18 protein-coding genes are annotated in these 25,170 nt (G+C 62.8%); 4 read left to right on the top strand and 14 right to left on the bottom strand.

The window, feature by feature from the left end; all coding sequences use genetic code 11:
- Window positions 1-254 precede the first annotated feature (254 nt).
- From glgB to art_RS15760, 4 genes are read right to left on the bottom strand one after another with little or no spacing between them, the layout of a single operon-like run.
- Window positions 255-2,453, bottom strand: a complete 2,199-nt coding sequence (glgB, locus tag art_RS23355; RefSeq protein WP_367643740.1) for a 1,4-alpha-glucan branching protein GlgB — start codon at window positions 2,451-2,453, stop codon at window positions 255-257.
- A complete protein-coding gene (locus art_RS23350; protein WP_367643739.1) occupies window positions 2,444-3,916 on the bottom strand; it encodes a phosphotransferase in 1,473 nt (490 codons plus the stop codon). The genes glgB and art_RS23350 overlap by 10 nt, the downstream gene beginning before the upstream one ends.
- Window positions 3,916-5,703, bottom strand: coding sequence for a maltose alpha-D-glucosyltransferase (gene treS / locus art_RS15765; protein ID WP_038466332.1), 1,788 nt, complete (start codon window positions 5,701-5,703; stop codon window positions 3,916-3,918). Before treS ends, art_RS23350 begins: the two co-directional genes overlap by 1 nt.
- A 4-nt stretch (window positions 5,704-5,707) precedes the next feature.
- Window positions 5,708-7,759, bottom strand: coding sequence for an alpha-1,4-glucan--maltose-1-phosphate maltosyltransferase (locus tag art_RS15760; RefSeq protein WP_052136988.1), 2,052 nt, complete (start codon window positions 7,757-7,759; stop codon window positions 5,708-5,710).
- A gap of 363 nt (window positions 7,760-8,122) precedes the next feature.
- Between art_RS15760 and glgP the strand changes: the two genes are divergently transcribed.
- Entirely contained in the window at window positions 8,123-10,738 is a 2,616-nt protein-coding gene (glgP, locus tag art_RS15755; protein ID WP_038470548.1) for an alpha-glucan family phosphorylase, read from the top strand.
- An 83-nt stretch (window positions 10,739-10,821) separates the two neighbouring features.
- Here the strand turns inward: glgP and art_RS15750 are convergent, their stop codons facing one another.
- The 7 genes from art_RS15750 to art_RS15720 form a co-directional block, all read right to left on the bottom strand.
- Complete coding sequence (locus art_RS15750; protein WP_038466330.1) at window positions 10,822-11,868, bottom strand: IS110 family transposase; 1,047 nt, start codon at window positions 11,866-11,868, stop codon at window positions 10,822-10,824.
- A gap of 363 nt (window positions 11,869-12,231) precedes the next feature.
- A complete protein-coding gene (glgX, locus tag art_RS15745; protein WP_038466325.1) occupies window positions 12,232-14,394 on the bottom strand; it encodes a glycogen debranching protein GlgX in 2,163 nt (720 codons plus the stop codon).
- Between the two features lie 4 nt (window positions 14,395-14,398).
- Window positions 14,399-15,394, bottom strand: coding sequence for a 23S rRNA (guanosine(2251)-2'-O)-methyltransferase RlmB (gene rlmB / locus art_RS15740; protein ID WP_038466323.1), 996 nt, complete (start codon window positions 15,392-15,394; stop codon window positions 14,399-14,401).
- Between the two features lie 409 nt (window positions 15,395-15,803).
- Complete coding sequence (cysS, locus tag art_RS15735; RefSeq protein ID WP_038466319.1) at window positions 15,804-17,225, bottom strand: cysteine--tRNA ligase; 1,422 nt, start codon at window positions 17,223-17,225, stop codon at window positions 15,804-15,806.
- Complete coding sequence (ispF, locus tag art_RS15730; RefSeq protein WP_052136644.1) at window positions 17,222-17,743, bottom strand: 2-C-methyl-D-erythritol 2,4-cyclodiphosphate synthase; 522 nt, start codon at window positions 17,741-17,743, stop codon at window positions 17,222-17,224. The genes cysS and ispF overlap by 4 nt, the downstream gene beginning before the upstream one ends.
- 2 nt (window positions 17,744-17,745) lie before the next feature.
- The gene (ispD, locus tag art_RS15725) at window positions 17,746-18,525 is read right to left on the bottom strand and encodes a 2-C-methyl-D-erythritol 4-phosphate cytidylyltransferase (RefSeq protein WP_038466316.1); all 780 of its coding nucleotides are present in this window, start codon (window positions 18,523-18,525) and stop codon (window positions 17,746-17,748) included.
- A gap of 246 nt (window positions 18,526-18,771) precedes the next feature.
- Complete coding sequence (locus art_RS15720; protein WP_038466314.1) at window positions 18,772-19,254, bottom strand: CarD family transcriptional regulator; 483 nt, start codon at window positions 19,252-19,254, stop codon at window positions 18,772-18,774.
- 275 nt (window positions 19,255-19,529) lie between these two features.
- Here art_RS15720 and art_RS15715 point away from each other — a divergent pair, with 275 nt between their 5' ends.
- Window positions 19,530-20,045 (top strand): hypothetical protein, encoded by a 516-nt coding sequence (locus art_RS15715; protein WP_052136643.1) that lies wholly within the window; start codon window positions 19,530-19,532, stop codon window positions 20,043-20,045.
- Between the two features lie 177 nt (window positions 20,046-20,222).
- Here the strand turns inward: art_RS15715 and art_RS15710 are convergent, their stop codons facing one another.
- Both art_RS15710 and art_RS15705 read right to left on the bottom strand, forming a co-directional pair.
- Window positions 20,223-20,903, bottom strand: coding sequence for a response regulator transcription factor (locus art_RS15710; RefSeq protein WP_038466311.1), 681 nt, complete (start codon window positions 20,901-20,903; stop codon window positions 20,223-20,225).
- 18 nt (window positions 20,904-20,921) lie between these two features.
- Window positions 20,922-22,145 carry a cell wall metabolism sensor histidine kinase WalK gene (locus art_RS15705; protein WP_082000345.1) on the bottom strand — a complete coding sequence of 408 codons (1,224 nt, stop codon included), beginning with the start codon at window positions 22,143-22,145 and terminating at the stop codon, window positions 20,922-20,924.
- Window positions 22,146-22,317: 172 nt separating this feature from the next.
- Between art_RS15705 and phoU the strand changes: the two genes are divergently transcribed.
- Window positions 22,318-22,980 (top strand): phosphate signaling complex protein PhoU, encoded by a 663-nt coding sequence (gene phoU / locus art_RS15700; RefSeq protein WP_038466309.1) that lies wholly within the window; start codon window positions 22,318-22,320, stop codon window positions 22,978-22,980.
- A 361-nt stretch (window positions 22,981-23,341) separates the two neighbouring features.
- Here phoU and art_RS15695 read toward each other — a convergent pair whose 3' ends face one another.
- The gene (locus art_RS15695; RefSeq protein ID WP_038466307.1) at window positions 23,342-24,088 is read right to left on the bottom strand and encodes a phosphoglyceromutase; all 747 of its coding nucleotides are present in this window, start codon (window positions 24,086-24,088) and stop codon (window positions 23,342-23,344) included.
- Window positions 24,089-24,234: 146 nt separating this feature from the next.
- Here art_RS15695 and art_RS15690 point away from each other — a divergent pair, with 146 nt between their 5' ends.
- Window positions 24,235-25,125, top strand: a complete 891-nt coding sequence (locus art_RS15690; protein ID WP_052136641.1) for a class I SAM-dependent methyltransferase — start codon at window positions 24,235-24,237, stop codon at window positions 25,123-25,125.
- The last annotated feature ends 45 nt before the right edge of the window (window positions 25,126-25,170 follow it).

Genomic DNA, 25,170 nt, shown 5'->3' with positions numbered 1-25,170 from the left:
GAACCATCAAACAATTCGTGGCGATCAGTGCCGAGGCAACTTTTCAATCTTACCCCCATGAATTCCCCCAATTCAAATCCGAAATTTCGACTGAATTCAAATTTTCATTTGAACACAAAACAATAAGCCTGTTTGCGAGGCCATTGGTTTGGTCTTGTCCGGATCTGAACGGTTCGTTCAGCGGAGTACTAACTCTAGCACCTACCTGCCGCGATTACCAAACAGCAGGTAGGTGCCTCAAAAGAGCCCGAGTTCTAGGCGTTTTTTGGGGCCAGATAGAGCGCGCCCAGAGGTGGCACACGCAAGGTCAGCGCTGCATTCTGGCCATCCCATGACAGCTCCTGCGTAGGCAGGTCCCCGACGTTGCGCACATCAGAGCCACCAAATTCCGCCAGGTCGGTATTAAGGACTTCTTCCCACAGCCCGCCGGTCGGCACCCCGACCCGGTAACCCTCATATGCGACGCCGGCAAAGTTGAAAACACACACCAAGGGTTTGCCTGCCTGGTCCCACCGAACAAAGGAGAGCACGTTGTTCTCCGAGTCTCCACCATTTAGCCAGGTAAAGCCGGCGGGAACATTGTCCAGTTCATAAAGGGCGGGGGTGCTGGCATAGCTGGCGTTGAGTTCCTTGACCAGGTTCTGGATCGCAGCATGGGACGGGTTCTCCGTTAGCCACCAATCAAGGCCGTGCTGCTCACTCCACTCGGCTTCCTGGCCAAACTCGGTTCCCATGAAAATCAGCTGCTTGCCTGGGTGGGCCCACTGGAATGCCAAGTAGGCACGCAGGTTCGCCAGCTGCTGCCACCTGTCGCCTGGCATTTTGCGAAGGAGCGACCCCTTGCCGTGCACCACTTCGTCATGGCTGATGGGCAGCATGAAGCTCTCAGTAAAGGCGTAGACCAGGGAGAACGTAATTTGGTTGTGGTGCCAACCTCGGTTGACCGGGTCTTCTGCCATATAGGTCAGGGAGTCGTGCATCCACCCCATGTTCCACTTAATGCCGAAGCCAAGCCCGCCGCCGCTGGTGGGAGCCGTTACCCCGGGGAATGCCGTGGACTCTTCGGCGATAGTGACAATTCCGGGGTTGCGCCGGTACGCCGTCGCATTCATTTCCTGCAGGAAACTGATAGCTTCCAGATTCTCGCGGCCGCCAAATTTATTGGGGCTCCAGGCACCCTCATCGCGTGAATAATCCAAGTACAGCATTGAAGCAACAGCATCCACACGCAATCCATCAATGTGGAATTCCTCGAACCAGTACAGCGCGTTGGCGACGAGGAAATTCCGCACTTCATTGCGGCCAAAGTCAAAGATGAGCGTTCCCCAGTCCGGGTGTTCGCCCAATCGAGGGTCCGAATGCTCATATTGTGCGCCGCCGTTGAAATTGGCGAGCGCCCATTCGTCCTTGGGAAAGTGTGCCGGCACCCAGTCGACAATGACGCCGATGCCGGCCTGGTGCAGGGAATCCACGAGGTACCTGAAGTCATCGGGGTGGCCGAACCGCGATGTCGGAGCATAGTACGACGTCACCTGATAGCCCCACGACCCGCCAAAGGGGTGCTCGGCAACCGGCATGAGCTCCACGTGCGTAAACCCGAGCCACTTGGTGTATTCCACCAGCTCCTTGGCCAGCTCCACGTAGCTCAGCTCGGGCCGCCACGACCCCAGATGTACTTCATAAACGCTCATGGGGGCATTGTGCGGATCAGTCTTGGCCCGCTTGGCCATCCACTCGTCATCCTTGAACGCATAGGTGGATTCCACAACGCGCGACGCCGTCAAGGGCGGCACTTCGGTGCCATACGCCATGGGGTCGGCCTTCTGCAGCCACCGGCCCTGTTCCGTGAGAATCTCAAATTTGTACCGATCCCCCGCGGCCACATCAGGGATAAACAGTTCCCAAATTCCGCTGTTGCCAAGGCTGCGCATGGCGTGGCCGCGTCCGTCCCAGCCGTTGAATTCGCCAACAACCCGAACAGCCTGTACAGCAGGGACCCACACGGCAAAGCTGACCCCGCTGACCTCGCCCATGGATGAGTGGTAGCGCTGGACATGGGCACCCAAAACTGTCCACAGCGTCTCGTGCCTTCCCTCGGCAATCAGGTGCAGGTCCAATTCACCGACTGTGGGCAGGTAGCGGTAGGGATCGTCGGTGCGGTGCACGCCGTCGTCATAGCTGACATCCAGCCGGTAGTCCGGGACGTGCCCGGGATCATCCACCGGCAGCACCGCAACCCAAATCCCGCCATGCTCATGAACCATGGGAAATTCTCCAGCGGCCGTGATCACCATGACTGCCGTCGCCAAATGACGCAGCGTACGAACGGTGGCAAAGTCATCGCCTACGAGGTGCGCACCCAGCACGGAGTGGGGCGCGTAATAGCTGCCCGCAGAAACCTGTGCCAGAACTCCCGCAGTAACTGCCAGAGGGGCAATCTTTTTCAGTGCCATGTCACACCACTTTCCCTTGATCGAAACAATTCCCGCACCGCATTTACCGGCACCCACACCCAACTGGGCCGGTTCTGCAATTCATAAACAACCTCGTAAAGGGCCTTGTCCAGCCACAATGCCACGAAAAGGGGATCGGTGCGCGAAACTCTCTCCTGGATGACGCTTTCATAACCTTCGAGAAACGCCGCCGCACAGTTTTGCACCCACAGTGCAGCGCCGGGGGCAGCCTGCTTGCTGCTGGTCGTTGCCTGCGCGGCAGCGTAGTCGAAGGAGCGCAGCATCCCGGCAAGATCACGCAGCACCACGTCCGGGGCACCACGATCAGCCAACGGCCGCAGCGGTTCGCCTTCAAAGTCGAGGATGTACCAGCCTTGTCCCGGTGCGGACTCTCGGAACAAGAGCTGGCCCAGGTGAAGATCTCCGTGAATGCGCTGCAACGGTGGCAACGACTTTATTTGGTTCAGTTGTGCCACAACTTCCTTCAGCTGCTCGTCATAGGGACCGACGGCGGTGCCGGCCAGTTCCCAGGCCCACTCCAGCCTGGCACTGACTGCTTGGGTGAAGGGCACCACTGCGTCGCCCCGAACCGGCTGGACGGCCAGGCTGCGGCGGAGGCTGGCATGAACCTTGGCCAGCTCCACCCCAATGGCGCGGGCGTTGAGTGAAAAGTCTGAGCCTGAGCCTGCGGCGGCCAGGGCAACGTCCCAGCCGTCCCTCGCGCCCGCAATAAAATCATGGACCACAACGAGCGTGGTGTTGCCTGCACCCCAGCTCGCCACCGCCTGCAGTGCCGGAACCTTCACTCCGAACCCCTGCTGGTCGGGGCGGCCCAGTGCCTTCCCAATTTCAACTTCGGGGTGCACCCCCGCGTGAACCACCCGGAAGAACTTGGCAATCATCGCCCTGCCGCCCATATTAAAAATGACCGAGCTGTTGGACTGTTCCGATACCACCAAGCGAATGCCGCTGGCCCTACCCGCCCCCGCCATCCCGGAGTTCGGGCTTCGCCAGAGCCGCAGACCTTCCACGGTCGGACCGCCATCGGCGAGCACCGCCAACCAGGCCTGCATGAACACCGGGTCGGCCAGTCCGTCGCGCACCTGGCCACCGGACCATTGCCCTTCCGGCGCAAGCTCCCCTATGTTCGGGCCCCGCACCGAGGGGCGAATCTCTGCGGCGCCGGCAGAATCAAGCGCAAGCCGAGTTGATACATTCGTGCCATATAAATGAATGCTCAGGGGGATTTGCAGCGTCAGGCTTGGTTCGGCGTCGTGCTTGTCTTGAAAAAGAGCAGGGAAGTCCACCTCGAGGAGAAGGACGAGCAGCGTGATGTTGGGATTGGGTGACGGCAGCTCGAAGCTCCCGGCAATGCTCAGCCGCGCGCCGAAACTGCCCTTGCGGGGATACCAGCGCTGGTGCGGCAGCCACTCCCCTAACAGTTCAAGCAGAGGCGCGGCCATCAGTAGCCAAACTCCGAGCCGTCAATCACCGGCAGGGTCTGCGTTTGCGTGGACATGGCGTTGGAGGCCTGCGAGCGCACCCGGAGCCAAAAGAAGTCGTAGGACCCGAGCGTCAGGGTCAGCTGTCCGTCCTCATTGAGTCCGGGAAAAATGTCGCTGCCAAACACGTCCCGCAAACCGCGGCCGGCCAGCGAGGGTGCGTGCATGGTGGCGGCGGAGGGATGTTGTGACAGGTTGTACACGCACAGGATGGTTTCAGCATTTTCAGCCTCGGGGTTCCCCACGGGAAGCACGCGCAGGAAGGCCAGCACAGACTCGTGCGAGGTGGGCACGTTCTCATAGCGGCCCAGGCCAAATGCGGGGTGGGCCTTGCGAACGCTGAGGATTTGCTTGTGCCAGTGCAGCAGTGAACTGGTGTGCGCCACCTGCGCTTCAACGTTGACGTGGTTGTAGTGGTACACCAGTGATTGCACAACGGGCAGGAACAGTTTGCCCGGATCCGCGCTGGAGAAGCCGGCATTCCTGTCCGGGTTCCACTGCATGGGTGTGCGGGAGGCGTCCCGGTCATCAAGCCAGATGTTGTCCCCCATGCCGATCTCGTCCCCGTAATAGAGGAAGGGGCTGCCGGGAAGTGCCAGCAGCAGGGCGTTGATCAGCTCAATCTCGGCCCGAGAGTTGTCCAGCAGTGGTGCCAACCTGCGCCTGATGCCAACGTTGGCCTGCATGCGCGAGTCCGGGGCATACCAGCCGAGCATGGCCTCACGCTCGCTGGGGGTCACCATCTCCAACGTCAGCTCGTCATGGTTGCGCAGAAACGTCCCCCACTGGGCACCGACCGGGATGTCAGGGGTGTTGGCCATGGTGTCAATGATGGGGGCGGCCTTCTGGTCCCTCAGGGCGTAATACAGTCGCGGCATGATGGGGAAGTGAAAGGCCATGTGGCATTCGGGCTCCTCCTGTGTGCCAAAGTAATCAACCACCTCGTGGGGCAACTGGTTGGCCTCGGCGATGATGATGCGGCCGGGAAACTCGGTGTCGACCATGGTACGCAGGTCCACCAAGAACTTGTGCGTTGCCGGCAGGTTCTCGCAGTTGGTGCCGTCTTCGGCAAACAGGTAAGGAATGGCATCTGCCCGGAAGCCGTCAATGCCCTGTGCCAGCCAAAACCGGACCACATCAAAAATGGCGTCGCACACGGCAGGATTTTTGAAGTTCAGATCCGGTTGGTGGCTGAAGAACCTGTGCCAAAAAAACTGGCGCCGAATAGGGTCGAAGCTCCAGTTGGATTCCTCCGTGTCAACGAAGATGACGCGCGCGTCCTGGTACAGCTCGGTGGTGTCGGACCACATGTAAAAGTTGCCAAAGGGACCCTCCGGTTCCTCCCGGGAGGACTTGAACCAGGGGTGCTCATCGGAGGTGTGGTTCAGCGGCAGGTCAATGATGATCCGCATCCCGCGTTCATGCACCTGGGTCACGAGCGACTTGAAGTTGGACATGGTGCCGTAGGTTTCCATGACCGCCGTGAAGTCCCGCACGTCATAGCCGCCATCAAGCAGCGGCGAATCAAAGAACGGTGGCAGCCACAGGCAGTCAACGCCCAGCCACTGCAGATAGTCCAGCCGTGCAATCAGGCCGTCAAAATCTCCTGCCCCGTCACCGTTGGCGTCGGCAAAGCTCTGCACGAGCACCTCATAGAAAACGGCCTTGCGGTACCAGTGCGGATCATGCGCCACCCCGGGCGCGTTCAGGTTGAACTGCGGTGCACTGTTGCTGAACGCGAAGGCCATGGCGTTATCTCCTTATGTGCAGGATGTGGGCCGGTTCCATGTGGGCGTCGAGGCGGAAGTAGTTCTTCTTGCCCCAGTTCCAGGTGGCCCCGGTGATGAGTTCATCCACAATGAACGTGCCATCCGGGGACAGCCCATCCAGTTCCAGGGCGTCAAGGTCAAGGTTGACCTCGCCCTCGCGCATGCTGTGCGGGTCGACGTTGACCACCACGATGATGGTGTCCTTGCGCTCCGGCACGGTCGCGGTGGCTGCAATGACCTTGTGCTTGCTGAACACCAGCGTTGCCGGGTCGGAACTTTCATGCAGGCTCAGGTTTTGCAGGTCCAGCAGCGCCGGGTGCGCACGGCGGATCGTGTTCAACAGTGTGACAAACGGGGACAGGGACTTTCCTGCGGCCTCGGCAGCGGCGAAGTCGCGGTCCTTGTACTGGTACTTCTCGTTGTCAATGTTTTCCTCGGACCCCGGGCGTGCCACGTGCTCATACAGTTCGTAGCCGGCGTACATGCCCCATAACGGGCTGGACATGGCCGCCAGGATGGCGCGGATCTTGAACGCCGCAGGGCCGCCGTACTGCAGGTATTCGGTGAGGATGTCGGGGGTGTTGACGAAGAAGTTGGGGCGGAAGTAGCCGGCGGATTCGCGACTGACATGCACCAGGTATTCTTCCAGCTCCTCCTTGGTGTTGCGCCACGTGAAGTAGCTGTAGGACTGTTGGAAACCGGCCCGTCCCAGGGCGGCCATCATGGCCGGGCGGGTGAAGGCCTCGGCGAGGAAAACGACGTCGGGCGTCTCAGCATTGATGGTGCCGATGAGCCACTCCCAGAACCAGACGGGCTTCGTGTGTGGGTTGTCCACACGGAAAATCCGCACCCCGCGTTCGACCCACAGGCGCACTATCCGCAGAATTTCCGTGCCGAGTCCGGCAGGATCGTTGTCAAAGTTCAGCGGATAAATGTCCTGGTACTTCTTCGGCGGGTTTTCCGCGTACGCGATGGTGCCGTCCACACGCGTGGTGAACCATTCCGGATGCGCGGTGGCCCAGGGGTGGTCGGGTGCGCACTGCAGCGCCAGGTCCAGGGCAACCTCCAGATCCAGGTCATTGGCGGCCTGCACAAACGCCGCAAAATCCGTCAGCGAACCCAGGTCCGGATGGATCGCGTCATGCCCGCCGTCCGCCGAACCGATGGCCCACGGCGAACCCGGATCCGCAGGCCCGGCCACGAGCGAATTGTTGGGACCCTTCCGGTTGATCACGCCGATCGGGTGGATGGGCGGCAGGTACACCACATCAAATCCCATGGCGGCGACGGCGGGCAGCCGGTGGCTCGCCGTACGGAAATTCCCGCTGGTCCACTCCCCCGTTTCGGGATGCCTTGTGGCGCCTTCCGAGCGCGGAAAGAATTCGTACCAGGCGCCGCGGCCGGCAGCGTCGCGCTCCACCAGCAGAGGGAAGGCGGCGCTGCGTGTCACCAGATCGCGCAGCGGGAAATGTACGACGGCGGCACGCACCGTTTTGTCCGTTCCGGCGGCCAGGCGGTCGTTGGTGTTCAGGGACGAATCCCCCAGCGTGCGCGCCGCCTGCTTGAACACCTTGGCAGCCTCCGGCGCGGTGGCCTTCGCTTCTTTAGCTGCCTTGCCCAGCAGCAGCTCGCCTTCGGCCAGCATGACGTCCACGTCGACGTCGGCGTTGATCTTCACCTGGGCGTTGTGCGCCCACGTGGCGTACAGGTCCGTCCATCCTTCAACGGCAAAGCTCCAGTTCCCCTCGTAGGCGGGGGTCACCACGCCGTGCCACGCATCGGAGCCCTTGGCGCCGGGCACCATCCGCGCGCGTTGGGCCTCGCTGCCGTCCGGGGCGAAAAGTAAGGCGGTGGCACCCAAAACATCATGTCCTTCGCGGAAAACTACGGCACTGACCCGCACATCTGCGCCGCGGATGCCCTTCGCCGGGAATTTTCCGTCCTCCAGAACGGGCTGGACGTTGGTGATCGGGATCCGGCCAAAGCGCAGGCCCTGCCGCGGATCGAACTCACGCGGATCGGCCGAATCCGCCACGCCGGAAGCTGCGCCGGGCGCGGAGCTGGCACCTGCGGGGGGAGACGCGGCGCCGGGCACAGCGGCGGGCGCGGTGGCCGCCGTCGTGCTTGGCTGTGAAGCAGAGCCCGGCCTGGAAACCGCGGAAGGCGCGGCTGTGCGTTGGACGGCGGCTGGCACATTGTGCGAAGGCTGGGAAGTACTCACAATCTAGACGTTAGCGACTCCCGGCCCGGATTGCTAAGGTCGCCCGCCATTTAGGTGCGCTGGTCCGTCACACGTGCACGAGTTATAGGGTGCGTTTGCGCGGCGGCGGGCGTAACAAGCAGCGAATTTGTCACAGGTCCGTTCCGGGCCGCGGGGAGTTGGGCTAGGGTGACCGGCATGAAGGCAATCCGCAGATTTACCGTTCGCACCGTCGTCCCTGCGCCGATTTCCGCGCTGACCACACTGGCCACCAACCTGCGCTGGTCCTGGCATGTGCCCACCCGCGCCCTCTTTGAATCACTCAACCCGGAGCTGTGGGATAAATCCCGCCACGACCCCCTCGCGATGCTGGCGGCGCTGTCCCGCGAGCAGTTTCAGGAGCTGGCCGCCGATCCTGACGTGGTGTCCCGAGTGGCTGACGCGTCGGAGAGCCTTGAGGCGTATCTGGCGGAACCGCGCTGGTACCAGGGTCTGGGCGCCGAAGCTCCTGCGTGCATCGCCTACTTCTCCCCAGAATTCGGCATCACGGAGGTCCTCCCCCAATACTCCGGCGGGCTGGGCATTCTGGCCGGTGACCACCTCAAATCCGCATCGGACCTCGGGGTGCCGCTCATCGGCGTCGGACTTCTCTACCAGGCCGGCTACTTCAAGCAGTCGCTGTCCAAGGATGCGTGGCAGCAGGAGAGCTACCCGCTGCTGGATCCGGATGCGCTGCCGCTGACCCTGCTGCGCGAGGCCGACGGAACACCTATTGTCATCACACTGCCGCTGCCCGGCGGGCGGGTGCTGCGCGCCCATATTTGGCGGGCCGATGTGGGGCGGGTGCCGCTGCTGTTGCTCGATTCCAACGTTGCCGAGAACGACGACGCCGCCCGCGGGGTGACCGACCGGCTGTACGGCGGTGGGGGCGACCACCGGCTGACGCAGGAACTGCTGCTGGGCATGGGTGGGGTGAAGGCGCTGCGCGTCCACGCCCGCCTCACCGGCACCGTTGCGCCGGAGGTTTTCCACACGAACGAGGGCCATGCCGGTTTCTTGGGCATTGAGCGCATCCGCGAACTCATGGACCCTTCCGTTACCCCGGAACCGCTGTCGTGGGGCGAGGCGCTGGCTGCCGGCCGGGCGTCAACGGTGTTCACGACGCACACACCGGTCCCGGCGGGGATCGACCGTTTCCCGCGCAGCATGATCGAGCACTTCTTCGACGGGGAGCTGGCACCGGGCGTTCCCGTGCACTCGATTTTGGATTTGGGCGCCGAAAATTACGACGGCGGCGACTCCGAGGTGTTCAACATGGCCGTCATGGGGCTGCGCCTGGCGCAGCGCGCCAACGGTGTGGCCAAGCTGCATGGTGTGGTCTCCCGCGGCATGTTTTCCGGGCTTTGGCCGGGGTTCGATACGGCCGATGTGCCCATCACCTCCGTCACGAATGGCGTCCACGTGCCCACCTGGGTCGACCCTCAATTGGCTGCCTTGGCGCGTGAGCGCTTTGGCGCCGAGGTCCTTGACGGGCCCGACTGGTCCAAGGTGTATGAGGTGAGCGACGAGGACGTCTGGGCCATGCGCCGTCGTCTGCGGTCTGCTTTGGTGGAGGATGCCCGGCTGCGGTTGCGCGCCTCGTGGAAGAAACGTGGTGCCGCCGACGCCCAGCTGGCCTGGACCGATGCCGCCCTCGACCCCGATGTACTGACCATCGGTTTTGCCCGCCGCGTGCCAACCTACAAACGGCTGACGCTGATGCTGCGCGACCCCGCCCGGCTCAAGGCGTTGCTGCTGCACCCGGAGCACCCGATCCAGATCATCATCGCCGGCAAGTCGCATCCGGCCGATGACGCGGGCAAGAAGATGATCCAGGACCTAGTACAGTTCACGGACGATCCCGAGGTGCGCCACCGGATCGTGTTCCTGCCCAACTACGACATCGCCATGGCCCGCACGCTGTTCCCGGGCTGCGACGTGTGGCTGAACAATCCGCTGCGGCCGCTCGAGGCGTGTGGCACCTCCGGCATGAAGGCCGCCATCAACGGTTCGCTGAACTTGTCCGTCATGGATGGCTGGTGGGATGAGATGTACGACGGCGAAAACGGCTGGGCGATCCCGACGGCCAATACCGGGGCCGGGAACGAGGAACGCGACGACATCGAGGCCTCAGCACTGTACGAACTGTTGGAAAGCCAGGTTGCTCCGCGCTTCTACGGCGAGGTGGTGGCTGCCGGTGCCGGAGCGGCCGGCCCTTCCCAACCGCACGCCGGAGGGCTCCCGGCACACTGGATCTCGATGATCAAGCACACCCTGGCGCATTTGGGGCCGGAGGTTTCCGCGAACCGCATGGTGGCCGAATATGTACAGCGTCTGTACCAGCCGGCGGCTATTGCCGGGCGTGCGGCCCGGGCCGACGACTATGCTTCCGTGCGCCAGCTGGCCGCCTGGATCGAGCGGGTCCGGCCGGCCTGGTCCGGAGTTCGTGTGGACCACGTGGAATCCCACGGTTTGGCGGACGAACCGCAAATTGGTGAGTCGGTGCTGGTCCGCGCCCACGTGAACCTGGGATCGCTGGTGCCGTCCGATGTCGCCGTGAGCGTGGTGTATGGGACCGCCGGAGACTCCGACGAACTCGGCGACACCCGCGTTCAGGCTCTGGACATCGTGGAGGAAACCGGCCCCGGACGCTACCAGTTCTCGGCCGAACTGCTGATCGACCGCTCCGGCAACTTCGGCTACGGCGTCAAGGTGTTGCCCCTTCATCCGGCGCTGGCGAACCCGGCCGAGCTGGGGCTGATCACGACTGCCTAAGCACACTGACCATCCCCACGCCGACTCCCACTGAGATGTGAGATGACGCCCTCACCAAATTGTCGACCCTTTTATGGTTCGTGTCAACTGAATTGTTGTTGTAGCAGTCGGAAGATGCTGCGTGCGATGTAGCGTTTGAGGACGCGGGTGATCTCGCGTTTGCTCTTTCCTTCGGTGGTGCGGCGTTCGACGAATGCCTTGGTGGCCGGATCGCATTTCATACGTGATTTGGCGATGATGTTCATGGCCCTGTTGAGTTGTCGATCGCCGCGGCGGTTCAGGCGGTGCCGGATGGTGTTGCCTGACGAGGCTTGCAGGGGTGAGACTCCGGCGAGGGCCGCGAACGCTGCTTCGTTGCGGATCCTGCCGAGGTGGGAGTACGCGGCGAGGATGATCGCGGCGCTGACTGGGCCCAGTCCACGGTGCGCTTGGAAGCCGGGGGCGATCTCTTCGTTGATCGTTCTGAGTTGGGCTTCGTTCTGCTTCAGGCGGACCTGTGCGGTGAGGATGCTGCGGGCCAGGTCGACAGCTTCCTCGCGTGCGATGCGTTGCTCGAGGGTGTCGCCGGGGCGGGGGCGCCAGGCGCTGATTTGCTTGATCTGCGCGTTTGTCAGTGCCTTGCAGGTATCCAGACCCAGCGGGATCTGGCGGACGAGGGCGTTCAGTGCGTTGCGCTCGGCGGTTTTGTGAGAGTCGATGCGGTTCCGGCTTGCCAGGAGCACGGCCAGGGCCTGCCTGGGCCCGTCACAGCGGGGTTGAATCAGCCGTTCCACCTCGGTGCCGAGCACGCTGGTCGCGGCAGCACGGGCATCGATCGGATCGGATTTTCCCTTTCCCCGGCGGGACTTTTTCTTGGGTGGGATGGCCTCGGTGACGGGTATTGATTCCGCCGTCAAAGCAGTGGTCAGGGCCGAACCGTAGGAACCGGTCCCTTCGACCGCGGCGAGGATCGGGTCCTGGCTCAACTGCCGGATCCAGCCGATCGCACGCTTGATGCCGGCGTCATTGGCGGGGAAGGTCTTGCATCCGGTACAGGCCCCGGTTCTGGTGTCGGTGATGGCGTAGGTATGTGATTTTGAGTGTGTGTCCACACCGATGACGTAAGCGTATTTTTCTGCAACGATAGTCATGACGGTGGTCCTCCATTCCAACTAGTGTCGATAGCCGTCAGGTCGGCATCGGTCTGGAACGAAGGTCTTGTCAGGCAGCTCTCTAATGAGGCACGAACCTTACGGAACGGCCAGCCTTTTATTAAGCCATGGCAAGAGGCCGGGCCGATGCCGGACCACCACAGCGGACAAATCGACTGAAAGGCACCATCAAAAAGACTGGGCCAGAGATATGACGAGTCACACTGTAGTAGTCCTACATCTATCCTGCCAGCGGGTACCAGACCTGCCAATAACCATTAGAGAGATGTGAGATGACGCCCTGCAGAGACTCTTTCGACAGGGCGTCATCTCATATCTCGGCGGAAGGGAAGGAACGGGCGGTTACCGCGGCGTGAGGTCGTTGCGGAACAACTGCACCGAGTTGGCATTGACCCGCACGGCGTCTCCTGCCTCGACCAGCGGCACTGTTCGGGGAAGGCGGAAGGTGGGTTCGCCGTCGTCCATCAGGACCGGAGCCTCCGTGGACATCCGCAACATGTACGGCCGCGGCGTGCCGGCGTCGGTATTCTCGGGGTCGGTGAAGCGCGGGTTGGCGGGGAGCACCACGTCTTCGTCGGTGACGCCGGTGTTGAAGACCACCAGGCCGTCAACGGCACCATCCGGTGAACCCATGAGCATGGTCAGGACGCGCTCGTGCGGGTTGGTCCAGCGCTCGGGGGTCATGGGTGCGCCGTCGGCACCGTACCAGTGGATGAACGACTGGCCGCCGCGGGTGGGGTAGGTGCTGGGCTGCGCGGCCAGGAAATCCTTGCGGAGCTGCAGGAGGCGGCGGGTGGCGGCGAGCATGGTTTTGGCCTCGTCGTCCATGGTCCAGTCGACCCAGGCGATTTCGTTGTCCTGGCAGTAGACGTTGTTGTTGCCGCCCTGGCTGCGCCCGATCTCGTCCCCGGCGGTGATCATCGGCACACCCTGGGCAAGCAGCAGGGTCGCCATAATGTTCCGGGCCGTGCGGGCGCGCTGGGCCAGGGTGTGCGGGTTGTTGGTGATGCCCTCGACGCCGTGGTTCCAGCTGCGGTTGTTGTTGGTGCCGTCGCGGCTGTCTTCCTGGTTGTCCTCGTTGTGTTTGTGGTTGTAGGCGGTCAGATCCGCCAACGTGAAGCCGTCGTGGGCCGTGATCAGGTTGATCGAGGCCATGGCGCTGCGGCCGGAGGCGGCAAACATCTGCGCCGAACCGCCCAGTGCGTCGCCGAACGTGGACAACCCGTTGTGGTGGTAGCCGGAGAGCATGGCCGCCCGATCGGTCAGCCACACCTCACGGACGGTATCCCGGAACGAGTCGTTCCAATCGGCCCAGCCTGTGGGGAAATTCCCTGTTTGCCAGCCGCCGTCGCCAAGATCCCACGGCTCGGAAATCAGTTTCGTGGAGGCCAGCACCCCGTCGGTTGCGGCGGCCAGCAGAAACGGATGCTGGTTGCTGAATTCGTGGACGCCGTTACGGGCCATCGAGACCGCCAGGTCAAAGCGGAAACCGTCAATATGGAACTCCTGGACCCAGTAGCGCAGCGAATCCATGGCCATCTTGATGACGTGCGGATTGCCGAAGTTCAGGGTATTTCCGCACCCGGTGGTGTCGTAATAGTGACCGTCACGCATGCGGTAATACTGTTCTTCAGCCAGCCCCCGCCAGCTAAACGTGGGACCGCCCGGACCGCCCTCCGCCGTGTGGTTGTAGACCACGTCCAGGATGACCTCAATGCCCGCCATATGCAGCAGCTTGATCATGCCCTTGAGCTCGGCCTGCACAGCCTGCGGGCCGGCAGCCTGGGCGGCCGCACTGGCATATTTCACGTGCGGGGCGAAGAACCCCAGCGTGTTGTAGCCCCAGTAATTGGTCATGCCGGTGCCGTGCAGATGCGGCTCGTCAATGTGGAAATGCACAGGCAAAAGTTCGACGGCGGTCACGCCAAGTTCCAGGAGGTGCTTGATCATGGCGGGGTGGGCCATGCCGGCATAACTGCCGCGAATATCTTCCGGAACGTCCGGGTGCAGCATGGTCTGCCCGCGCACGTGCGCCTCGTAAAAAACTGTTTCCCGCCACGGGGTGTTCGGGCGGGCGGCAGTGCCCCAGTCAAATTCGGCATCCATCCGCACCGACAGGTACCGGGTAACACCGTCCGGCTGTGCTACCTCATCGATGTAGCGCCCGTAGGGATCCAGCAGCAGCTGCACCGCTTCCGGATCGATCAACAGCATTTCCTCCCGCGAGGCACCCGGCTGCGTGTAAAAACCGTAGCGGCTGCCCACCGGCAGCTCTTCCACCAGGCCGTGATGGACGCCGTCGGTCTTGTCAGGCAGCAGCACCGCCTTCCAATGGCCGCCGGGAGGCTGGAAGCACAGCACCACATCGCTGTACGACGGCGAATACACTGCCACGTTGACAGCCCCTGCACCGTGTTCCTGCGGGATGGCACTGACACCCAGCGGAAAATGGCGTGAGAGCGCAGCCCCCAAGGTGCTGATGGCTTGAATGACTGTTACGGGCATAGGTTTATGCCTTGGCCGCGCGTTGCCTCGAAATCTCGTACAGGCTGATGCCCACTGCCATCGAGGCGTTCAAGGATTCCATGGCCGAATCGATCGGGATCGAAACAATCTGGTCGCAGTTTTCGCGCACCAGGCGGGACAGGCCCTTGCCTTCGGAACCGACCACGATGCACACAGGCTCCTGTGCCAAGGTGAGATCGGGCAGCGAAACGTCGCCGTCGCCGTCGAGCCCCAGGACGAAGAAGCCCATCTTCTGGAACGCGCCAATGGCACGGTTGAGGTTGGGGGCCTTGGCAACGGGGACGCGCACGGCGGCACCGGCGCTGGTCTTCCAGGCCGCTGCGGTCACGCCGGCGCTGCGGCGCTCGGGGACGATGACGGCGTGGCCGGAGAAGGCCGAGACGCTGCGGATGATGGCACCCAGGTTGCGGGTGTCGGTGATGCCGTCAAGGGCAACAATCAGCGGGGCGTTGGCGATGTGGCCCTTTTTCCACTTGGCGATGATCTCGCTGGCGGTGTCAACAGCGTCCTCGTACTCGTACGGGGGGATCTGCAGGACCAGGCCCTGGTGGACGGCGTCTTCGGTGAGGCGGTCCAGCTCGGGCTTGTGCGCCTCCAGCAGCGGGATGCCGCGTTCGGTGGCCAGTTTGATGGATTCGCGCACGCGCTCGTCCATCTCGATGCGCACGGCAACGTACAGCGCCTTCGCGGGGATGGCTGCGCGGAGCGCTTCAAGAACTGAGTTGCGGCCTGTGACGAGCTCTTCCATGGCTTTGCCCTTGGGACCGCTGTTGCGGCGCGGGGAGGCGCTGGTGCCGGCACGCTTGGCGGCCGAGCGCTCGGAAAGCTCCTTGCTCTTGAACGCCTTGTGGTACGTGCGTTCATCAGCTTTGGGGGTTGGGCCCTTGCCTTCAAGCGCCTTGCGGCCGAGCCCACCTGTGCCCTTGAGGGGGCCCTTCTTGAGCTTGCGGACGGCGCCGGAACGGGGATTGTTGGCCATGGTGAAACCCTTACGATTGGTGCGGCGCCGTTAGTGTTGGCCCCGAAGTTCGTCAAACTAATCTGTCAGCGGGCACATTTTTGGCACGCCTCATAACGGGAAACAACACACCCGTAGCTATTAGCTTACGGCCTCGCAGCAAATTCCGTGGTGGATAGTGGGAAAAGTGCGCAGTCTCACCGGGGCGGGTCGGATCCGGAGCAAGCCGGCCTCCACCCGCTCATCAAACGCTCGCTCAGATATGGGGCCAAAAACGGAAACGCTCCTGCACTCAGTGACGAAGCTTTTGGCAAGTAGCCGCCATTGCTGCCTGCAGGAGCGTTTGGCGTTAAGCCCCCATATCTGAGGGAGCGTTGGAGAAAAACGCCCCGTATCTGAGCGAGCGTTGGAGGGGGTGGCGTTTCAGGGATTAGTGTTTGAGGGACCAGGTGGAGCCTGTTGCCGAATCGGCCACTTCCACGCCCGCGGCCGCCAGCAGGTCGCGGATCCTGTCCGACTCGGCCCAGTTCTTCTCCGCCCGGGCCTGTGCGCGTGCCTCGAGCTGGGCCTTGAGCAGAACCTCCAGGGCGGCGAGTTCCGCTGTCGCGGCGCCCCCCGCGTGCCACAGCGCGTCCAGCGGGTTGATGCCCAGCGCATCCGTCATGGCCATGGCCGCCAGGAACGATTCCTCAAGGTCCGCCGGGTCGCCCGCAGCCAGTGCCGTATTGCCGGCCCTGACGGTCTCGTGCAGCACAGCGAGTGCGGCAGGAACATTTAGGTCATCGTCCATGGCCGCGCGGAAAGCCGACGGCAATGTGTTGTTGAAGTAGCCGAATTGACCGTCCGGGTGAAGCCGGGCCAGGGCGGCGCGCATGAACGTCTCAATGCGCTCGACGGCGGCCGCGGCCTCCGTGAGCGAGCCGGGACGGTAGTCCAGCACCGAACGGTAGTGGGCCTGGCCCAAGTAGTAGCGGACCACCAGGGGCCGGGCGAGTTCGAGCATTTCGCGCGGGTTGATGGTGTTTCCGATGGACTTGGACATTTTTTCGCCCTGGTAGGTGACCATGCCGTTGTGCAGCCAGAAGTTGGCGAAGCCGTGGCCGGCAGCCTGCGACTGGGCCATCTCGTTTTCGTGGTGCGGGAAGCGCAGGTCCAGCCCGCCGCCGTGGATGTCGAACTCGGTGCCGAGATATTTGGTGACCATGGCGGAGCACTCGAGGTGCCAGCCGGGGCGGCCGGCCCCCCACGGGGAAGCCCACTTGGCAGTCTCCGGTTCGCCGTCCTTGTGACCCTTCCACAGCGCAAAGTCGCGGGGGTCGCGCTTGCCCCGGGGGTCGGCGTCGGGCGCGGCCTGCATGTCGTCAATGTTCTGGTGCGTCAGCGAACCGTACTGGGGCCAGGAACGGACGTCGAAATACACGTCGCCGGAATCGTCGGTGGCCGGGTAAGCGTGGCCGCGCTCGATCAGGGTGGCGATGAGCGCGTGCATCTCGGGGATGTGGCCGGTGGCGCGGGGCTCGTACGTGGGCTTGAGAATGCCGAGCGAGTCATAGGCGTCTTCGAAGGCCTGCTCAAAACGGTAGGCAAGTGCCCACCAAGGCTCGTTGTTTTCAGCGGCCTTGACGAGAATTTTGTCGTCAATGTCCGTCACATTTCTAACGACGGTGACGTCGTAGCCTGTGGTCTGCAGCCAGCGGGTCAGCTGGTCAAAGGCAAGGGCGGAACGGACGTGGCCAATGTGCGGCTCGCCCTGGACGGTGGCGCCGCAGTAGTACAGCGAAACGTGCCCCTCTTTGAGCGGGACGAAGTCGCGGGTGGCGGCGGTGGCGGAGTCATGGAAGCGCAGGGTCACGGCTCTAGGGTATCCCGTCGGGTGGATTTGGACTGTTTGCGTTGGACGACGAGCGCGGTGGCCATGGCGGTGATGCCTTCGTTGCGGCCGGGGAAGCCCAGGCCGTCCGACGTCGTTGCACTCACCGACACCGGGGCACCGGCGGCTTCGCTCAGCACGGCTTCGGCTTCCTGGCGCCGGGGGGAGAACTTGGGCCGGTTGCCGATGAACTGCACGGCGATGTTGCCGATTTCAAAGCCGGCTTCGCGAACAATGCGGGCGGCTTCGCCCAACAGGCGGCCACCTGAGGCACCAGCGTATTCGGGGCGGTCCGTGCCAAAGTGCGTGCCAAGGTCGCCCATACCCGCCGCAGAAAACAAGGCATCGGCCGCGGCGTGGGCCACGGCGTCGCCATCGGAGTGGCCGCTCAGGCCGCGTTCCCCCTCCCACAGCAACCCTGCAAGCCACAGGGGCGCGGGGTCTGCCTCGGGTGCGAAAGCATGAATGTCGATGCCTATTCCGGTGCGGGGAAGGTTCATGGCTATCCCTCCACCCAGCGCGGCCGCAGCGGACCTTCGAGCATGGCTTCGGCCAGCAGCAGGTCCAGGGGGGTGGTGATCTTGAAACTGTGGGTCGAGCCCTGCACCACGTAGACGTCGTCTCCCAACGCTTCCACCAGCATGGCGTCGTCGGTGACGCGGGAGGCGGTGTCGGCGTCGAGCGTCAACGCGTGCTCATGCGCCCGGCGCAAGGTGGCCAGGTCGAACCCCTGCGGCGTCTGCACCGCGCGCAGCTGACTCCTTGCAGGGGTGCCCACCACTTTTTCCAGTCCGGCGCCGGTAGCCGGCAGATTCGCCGGCTCAACAGTCTTGATGGTGTCCGTGACGGCCAAGGCGGGGATGACGGCCGTCGCGCCGTCCCGCAGGGCCGCGGCGACCCGGTTGAAAACGCCCGACGGCGTGAGCGGCCGGGCAGCGTCGTGCACCATGACCGTGGTGGTGCCGTCAGCAATCTCGGCCAGCGCGGCGGCGACGGAAGCAGACCTGTCTGCACCGCCGTCGACCACGGTGAACACCACGCCGGAAGTGGCTGCCTCGGCACCAAGGCTGCGGCAAATCTCCCGCAGTTCCGGGTCATCGGCGGGGATGGCAACACAAATCTGTGCGGCAATCCCGGCCTTCAGGACGCCCTTGACCGCATGGGCCAGCATGACCTCTCTGCCCAGCGGCACGCGCGCCTTGGGCACACCATGGCCCAACCGCTGGCCGGAACCTGCTGCAACAATCACGACGGCGCACGAGCCCACATTTACCTCAGTCATGGAACCTACATTAGTCGGCCCGCGCAGATTTGGCCGGGCAGCTGCGGTTGAGCCATCCGGGGTTGCCGGCCAAATCGTGTGGAGAAATGTTCCCCCAGGGGGAGGACCGGTGGCGGATCATAACAACAGCCCCCGCATGGCGACGCTAGGTGCCTGAGGGTTTGGGCAAAGTGCCCGTTAGGTGCGGGAGGGTTTGGGCATGAAAAAACCCTGCACCACGAGGTACAGGGTTTTTCCAGAAACTGCCTACGAAGCCAAAACTTCGTCAAGGACTTCGGCTGCCTTGTCTTCATCAGTCTTTTCAGCCAGAGCAAGCTCTGAAATCAAGATCTGGCGAGCCTTGGCGAGCATGCGCTTCTCACCTGCGGACAAGCCGCGGTCATTGTCCCGGCGCCACAGATCGCGAACAACTTCCGCAACCTTGATGACATCACCGGACGCAAGCTTCTCCAGGTTGGCCTTGTAACGGCGGGACCAGTTAGTGGGCTCCTCCGTAAACTCGGCGCGCAACACTTCAAAAACGTGCGCCAACCCTTCCTTGCCCACAACATCGCGAACCCCAACAAGGTCTACGTTCTCCGCAGGAACTTCGATCGTCAGATCCCCCTGGGCAACCTTTAGCTTGAGATACATCTTCTCTTCACCCCGGACGGTGCGCATCTTGATCTCTTCGATCTTTGCTGCACCGTGGTGTGGGTAAACTACTGTCTCGCCGACCTCAAAAAGCATGTGGATTCTCCCTTTCCAATACCTCTAGTTTACCACGGTTAACCGGCCACTCCCTTGTGTTTCCGCAGGTCAGGACCCGCCAGAGCTACGCTTGCGGCGCAATTGTTCCAACATTTGGACAATTGTGACCCCTTGACTAAAGCTCTCCCAGATGCATCTGGATGCCCTAGTGAAGCAGCAGTGAATGTGCCTTGTATTGCACGAAGAGTACATTTGCCTCATTTGCGGATAAGCTGGGCAAAGATATTTTGTCTTTTCCATGAGGAGTTACTGACGTGAGAATCGCTGCCGGCATCCGCGGTACCAAACGAGCGCAACGCTTGAGCCTGATTGCAGCCATCGGCATTGGTGCCATGGCATTCACCGGTTGCAGTGCAATCAACCAACAAAGCACCACCATGGTCTACTCCGCCTCTGATGGCGTGCGCCTGGACATGGGCCAGCTGGAACTTCGCAACGTTTTGATCGTCTCCGAGGCAGCAGGCTCCGCCGGAAACGTTGCTGGCACCTTTTACAACACCTCCGATACCGAGATCACCCTGACAGTCACCGGCGACCAGGGCTCACAGACCGAAATCACGGTTGCACCCGGTACGCCGAAGGTCTTGAACTCCAACGCCGACCATTCAACGCTCAGCACCGTGACCGAGCCCCCGGGCAGCGTTACCACCCTTGAGCTGTCGACCTCCGCAGGGGAAACCGCGACGCTGACGGTGCCTATCTTGGACGGAACCTTGGCCGAGTACAAGGAATTGCTGCCCACCGCAGCAGCCAGCGACTCCGCACTGTAACCACAGCAGCAAAAACGCGGGGCCCTTGTCTACACGACGAGGGCCCCGCGTTTTGCTTTAATCATTCCGCCCCACCCCGGAAGGTGCTGCGGCGTTCGCAAAAACACCCCGAAGGGTGCTGCGGCGTTCGGAACAATACCCCGGAAGGTGCTGCGGCGTTGGGATGTGGCCGGCCGGTCAGGACTCGAACTTGTAGCCCAGCCCGCGAACGGTGACAAGGTACTTGGGCACGGCAGGATCGGGCTCAATCTTGCTGCGCAGCCGCTTGATGTGCACGTCAAGGGTCTTGGTGTCGCCCACATAATCCGAGCCCCAGACCCGGTCGATCAGCTGACCGCGTGTGAGTACCTTGCCGGCATTGCGCAGCAGCATCTCCAGCAGTTCAAACTCCTTCAGCGGGAAGCTCACGGATTCCCCGTGCACATTGACCACGTGGCGTTCCACGTCCATCCGCACCGGCCCCGCCTGCACGGTGGAGTTCAGCAGTTCCTCGGGTTCGGCCTGGCGCCGCAACACGGCCCTGATCCGGGCAATCAATTCCCTGGACGAGTACGGCTTCGTAACGTAGTCGTCGGCACCAAGTTCCAGCCCCACGACCTTGTCGATCTCTGAGTCCTTGGCTGTGAGCATGATGACGGGAACGTTGGATCGTTGGCGCAGGTGCTTGCACACTTCCGTACCGCTCATACCCGGCAGCTGCAGGTCAAGGAGCACCAAATCCGCACCGTTCCGCTCAAATTCCACGAGCGCATCCAGGCCGTTGTCCACCACCTGGACGTCGTAACCTTCCTTGCCCAGCAGGAATGACAAGGGGTCGCTGATGGACTCTTCGTCCTCAACTATCAAAATTCTGCTCACGCTCGTTGCGCTCCTTAGTTAAAGTTCCAGGTGACGGTCGGCGCCGTGGTGGGTGCCGCCGTCGGACGTTGAATAGGTAAGTTGTGGCAGGCGCACGGTGAAGGTCGACCCCATTTTGGGCGCCGACCACAGCGTGACTTCCCCTCCGTGGTTGCCCACGATGTGCTTGACGATGCTCAGGCCCAGGCCGGTGCCGCCGGTATGCCGGGAGCGGGCGGTGTCGACGCGGTAGAAACGCTCAAAGATGCGGTCCTGCTCCTGCGGCGTGAGTCCGTCGCCCTGGTCTGAAATGCTGACGGAGACGACGCCGTCACCCACCGAGAGCCCGATCCCCACCTGTGTGTTGTCGGGCGAGTAGCGCACCGCGTTGTCGATCAGGTTGCGCAGCGCGGTCACCAGCTGGGAGTGGTCCCCGTAGACGGCTGCCGGTAGCGGCGCCCCAACCGCGAGGGTGATGTTCTTGCTCTGGGCCGGCATGCGGGTGCGGTCCACGGCCTCGGCGATGACGGAGTTGATGTCGACCTCGGTGGCCACCTGTGCCACGTCCTTGCCCTGCAGCCGGGACAGTTCAATGATGTCCTGGACCAGGGCGGCCAGCCTGGCCGACTCCGTCATCATGCGGGAAGCGAAGCGGCGGACGGTGGCTTGGTCCTCGGGTGCGGACTCGAGGGCCTCGGCCAGGAGGGAAATGGCGCCTACGGGTGTTTTAAGTTCATGCGAAACGTTGGCGACGAAGTCGTTGCGGACGGCTTCGGTGCGGGCAATTTCCGTGCGGTCATCGGCCAATAGGAGAATGTATTCCTCGCCGAGCGGCGCCACCCTGACTTGGATGACGAGTGTGCCCTGGCCGGGCGCATTGGGCACTGGGGCGCCGCCGCCGTGCGCAGCCGTTGCTGGCGTGCTGGACAGGACCAGCCGTGGCAGGATCAAATCCTGCTCTTCGATGACCCCGTCGCGCCGCACTCGCTGGGCGAGGTTGATGAGTTCCGGGTGCACCACTGTATGTCCGCGCACCAGCCCAAAGGCGTACGCTCCGGGACTGGCCCGGACGACGCCGTCGACCGTGTCAATCACAATGTAGGCCTTGCCGACAACGGAGAGGACTTCGGCAGCGCCGTCGGGCAGGGTGGGCTCATCTATATGTACAGGGAACCGGCGTGAGCGTTCGCTGAGACTAAAAGCGAACATGCCAAAGACGCCCAAGGCCAGGCCTATGAGCCCGGCTAACAGTCCAACAACCATGGGATCCACGCACCAAGCCTATGCTGTGGACACAGCCAATTCGTCAAAACAGGCCTTTGGCATGGCTCGTTCAACAAACGTTCACTTTACTGTGCCGCCGCGTTCACCTTCGGGTGGCATGCTGATAGCCATATACCGGCAGAAATTTCTCTGCCATTGAAAGGACATACGCGTGCGCAAAGTTTTCCAGGCCGAACTTCACCAGATTGGCGAAGGCCTTATCGAGATTTCCGCATTGGTTGGCGAAGCCGTCACCAAAGCCACAACAGCTTTTGCTGCCGCGGATCTCCAGCTTGCCCAGGAAGTCATTGCCGCTGATGCCCGCATCGATTTTTTGCAAAATGACTTGGACGAGCGGGCCATTGACGTGCTCGCCCTGCAGGGCCCGGTGGCCAGCGACCTGCGCATGATCGTCGGATCGCTGCGCATGAGCGCCTCGCTGGAGCGGATGGGCGACCTCGCCCGACACATCGGCCAACTGACCCGCCTGCGCTACCCCAACCATGTGATCCCCGCGTCGCTGACGGAAACATTTGCCGAGCTTGCCCGACAGGACATGGTCATTGCCGAAAAGGTCACCGAGTTGTTGGATTCCCGCGACTTGGAACTCGTTGGTGACATTGCCGCTGCCAAGAGCCAGATCAACAAGCTCCACAAGAGCGTTTTCTCCACGATGGGTTCGCCCGAATGGACAGAAACGCCGGCCACCACCGTGGATGTCACCCTGGCGAGCCGCTACTTTGAACGCTTCGGTGACCATGGCGTGTCCGTGGCCCGCAAGGTCTCCTACCTGGTGACCGGCGAATGGCAGCCCGAGGACTTCCTGGCAGGCTAGTTGTTCCGCCTTCCACGGCCGCCCTACGGCGTCCTTGCAAAAATGAGCCCGATCGCGCTAAATGATCCCGGAATCCCGGTGTCAGAAAGCAGGATCGGGCTCGTTTTCTGTGGGCCCCGCCGCGAGTCCGCCGGACGTGGGGCCGCTCGCTCGCGGTGGGAGTGCGTGGGAAACGCTGGCGGCGGGCCACTTAAAGTACGACGGTGGGACGGCGCCTTTCGTGTGAAAGGGGCGTCCCGCCGTCGTACTTGACGTCCTACTTGCCGAGATGTGGGATCACGCCCTCAGCGCTTGCCAAGATGTGGGATCACGCCCTCAGCGCTTGCCAAGATGTGGGATCAGGCCCCACGGTGGCGATATGTTACTTCTTGCCCTGGTTCGCTACGGCCTGGATGGCGGCCGCGGCAGCTTCCGGGTCCAGGTACTTCCCGCCAGGGGTGATCGGGGCGAAGTTCTCGTCCAATTCGTAGACGAGCGGGATGCCGGTGGGGATGTTCAGGGCGGCGATGGCTTCGTCGGAGATGCCGTCGAGGTGCTTGACCAGCGCACGCAGGGAGTTGCCGTGGGCCGTGACCAGGACAGTCTTGCCGGCCTTGAGGTCTGCCTTGATGTCTGATTCCCAGTAGGGCAGCAGGCGGACGAGGACGTCCTTGAGGCACTCGGTGCGCGGCAGGGCGTCACCCAGATCGGCGTAGCGGGGATCGTGCGCCTGCGAGAATTCGCTGTCGTCGGAGAGCGGCGGCGGCGGGGTGTCGTAGCTGCGGCGCCATTCCATGAACTGCTCTTCGCCGTACTCGGCAAGCGTCTGGGCCTTGTCCTTGCCCTGCAGTGCACCATAGTGGCGTTCGTTCAGGCGCCAGTCCCGCTTGACGTCGATCCAGCCACGGTCGGCCTTTTCGAGTGCGAGGTTCGCGGTGTTGATGGCACGCTTGAGGCGCGAGGTGTACAGCACGTCGGGCAGCAGGTTGTTTTCCACCAGCAGCTCTCCGCCGCGGACAGCCTCGGTGCGGCCCTGATCGTTCAGGTCAACATCCACCCAACCGGTGAAAAGGTTCTTGGCGTTCCACTCACTGTGGCCATGGCGAAGCAAAATCAGCGTATAAGTCATGCTGTCATCCTACCGGGCAGGGGTGTTGGGAGCCGAAATGCTACGTGGTGGGGTTGCCCTCGCTGTGGCGGTAATGTGTCCGGCCGCACATGCCTGAACAGGCCGTTTTGGCGAAGCGGCGCCTTGGTACAAAATAAAATTTACAGGTGGTTCAACGTGCAAAAAGAATAAGCAGCCCTTCCGCCGACGTCTCAAACAGGCCGGCCAGCAGACGCAACAAGCCTTTTGGCAACCCCACCCGCGGGACCACGAACCCCAACAGGCTGCGCCGTGTGGACCGTTGGCTCGCGGGCCCGCAGGCGTGGCGGCTGAAGTGCGAAAGCAACCCCTTGGTGGTGGATCTGGGCTACGGCGGCTCCCCCGCAACGGCCGTTGAACTGTACTCGCGCATTCACGCCGTGTGCCCCGACGCCCACGTCACCGGCATCGAAATTGAGCCCGAACGCGTCCGGATCGCCAAGGAGCTGGAGCACGACGGTCTCGATTTCTGCGTGGGCGGCTTTGAAATCCCGGTCCCCGGCAACGCCACCATGGTCCGTGCCTTCAACGTGCTGCGCCAATATGAGGAGGCCGACGTCCGGCTCATTTGGGACACCGTCTGCGCCCGCCTCGCACCCCAGGGCATTTTCGTTGACGGCACGTGCGATGAGATCGGCCGCCGCAGCACCTGGGTGGCCTTGGATTCGAGCGGCCCGCAGTCGCTGACGATTTCGCTGCGCTTTGGCGGCTTCGAGCTGCCCTCCGACATTGCCGAACGGCTGCCCAAGGCGCTGATCCACCACAACCTGCCCGGCGAGAATGTCCACAGCTTCCTGCAGGCGCTGGACAAGCATTGGTTGGCGGCCGCTGCGCTGGCACCGTTTGGAAACCGGCAGCGCTGGCTGCGGATGTGCCAGGACATGTACGACGCCGGCTGGCCGGTCGTGCGGTCACCGGCCCGTTGGCGTCTGGGCGAGTTGACGGTCGCCTGGTCCGCCGTTGATCCTGCTGCGCTGTCCCCTTACCTGCTCCCTGCCGCACTCCCTGCCGAGATGTAAGATCACGCCCTGCGCGGCTCACCCTACGACGGGGCGACAGGGCGC

The sequence above is a fragment of the Arthrobacter sp. PAMC 25486 genome (assembly GCF_000785535.1).
Lineage (GTDB): Bacteria > Actinomycetota > Actinomycetes > Actinomycetales > Micrococcaceae > Specibacter.
The sequence above is the reverse complement of the archived record's forward strand: the minus strand, read 5'-3'. Positions and strand labels throughout refer to the sequence as shown.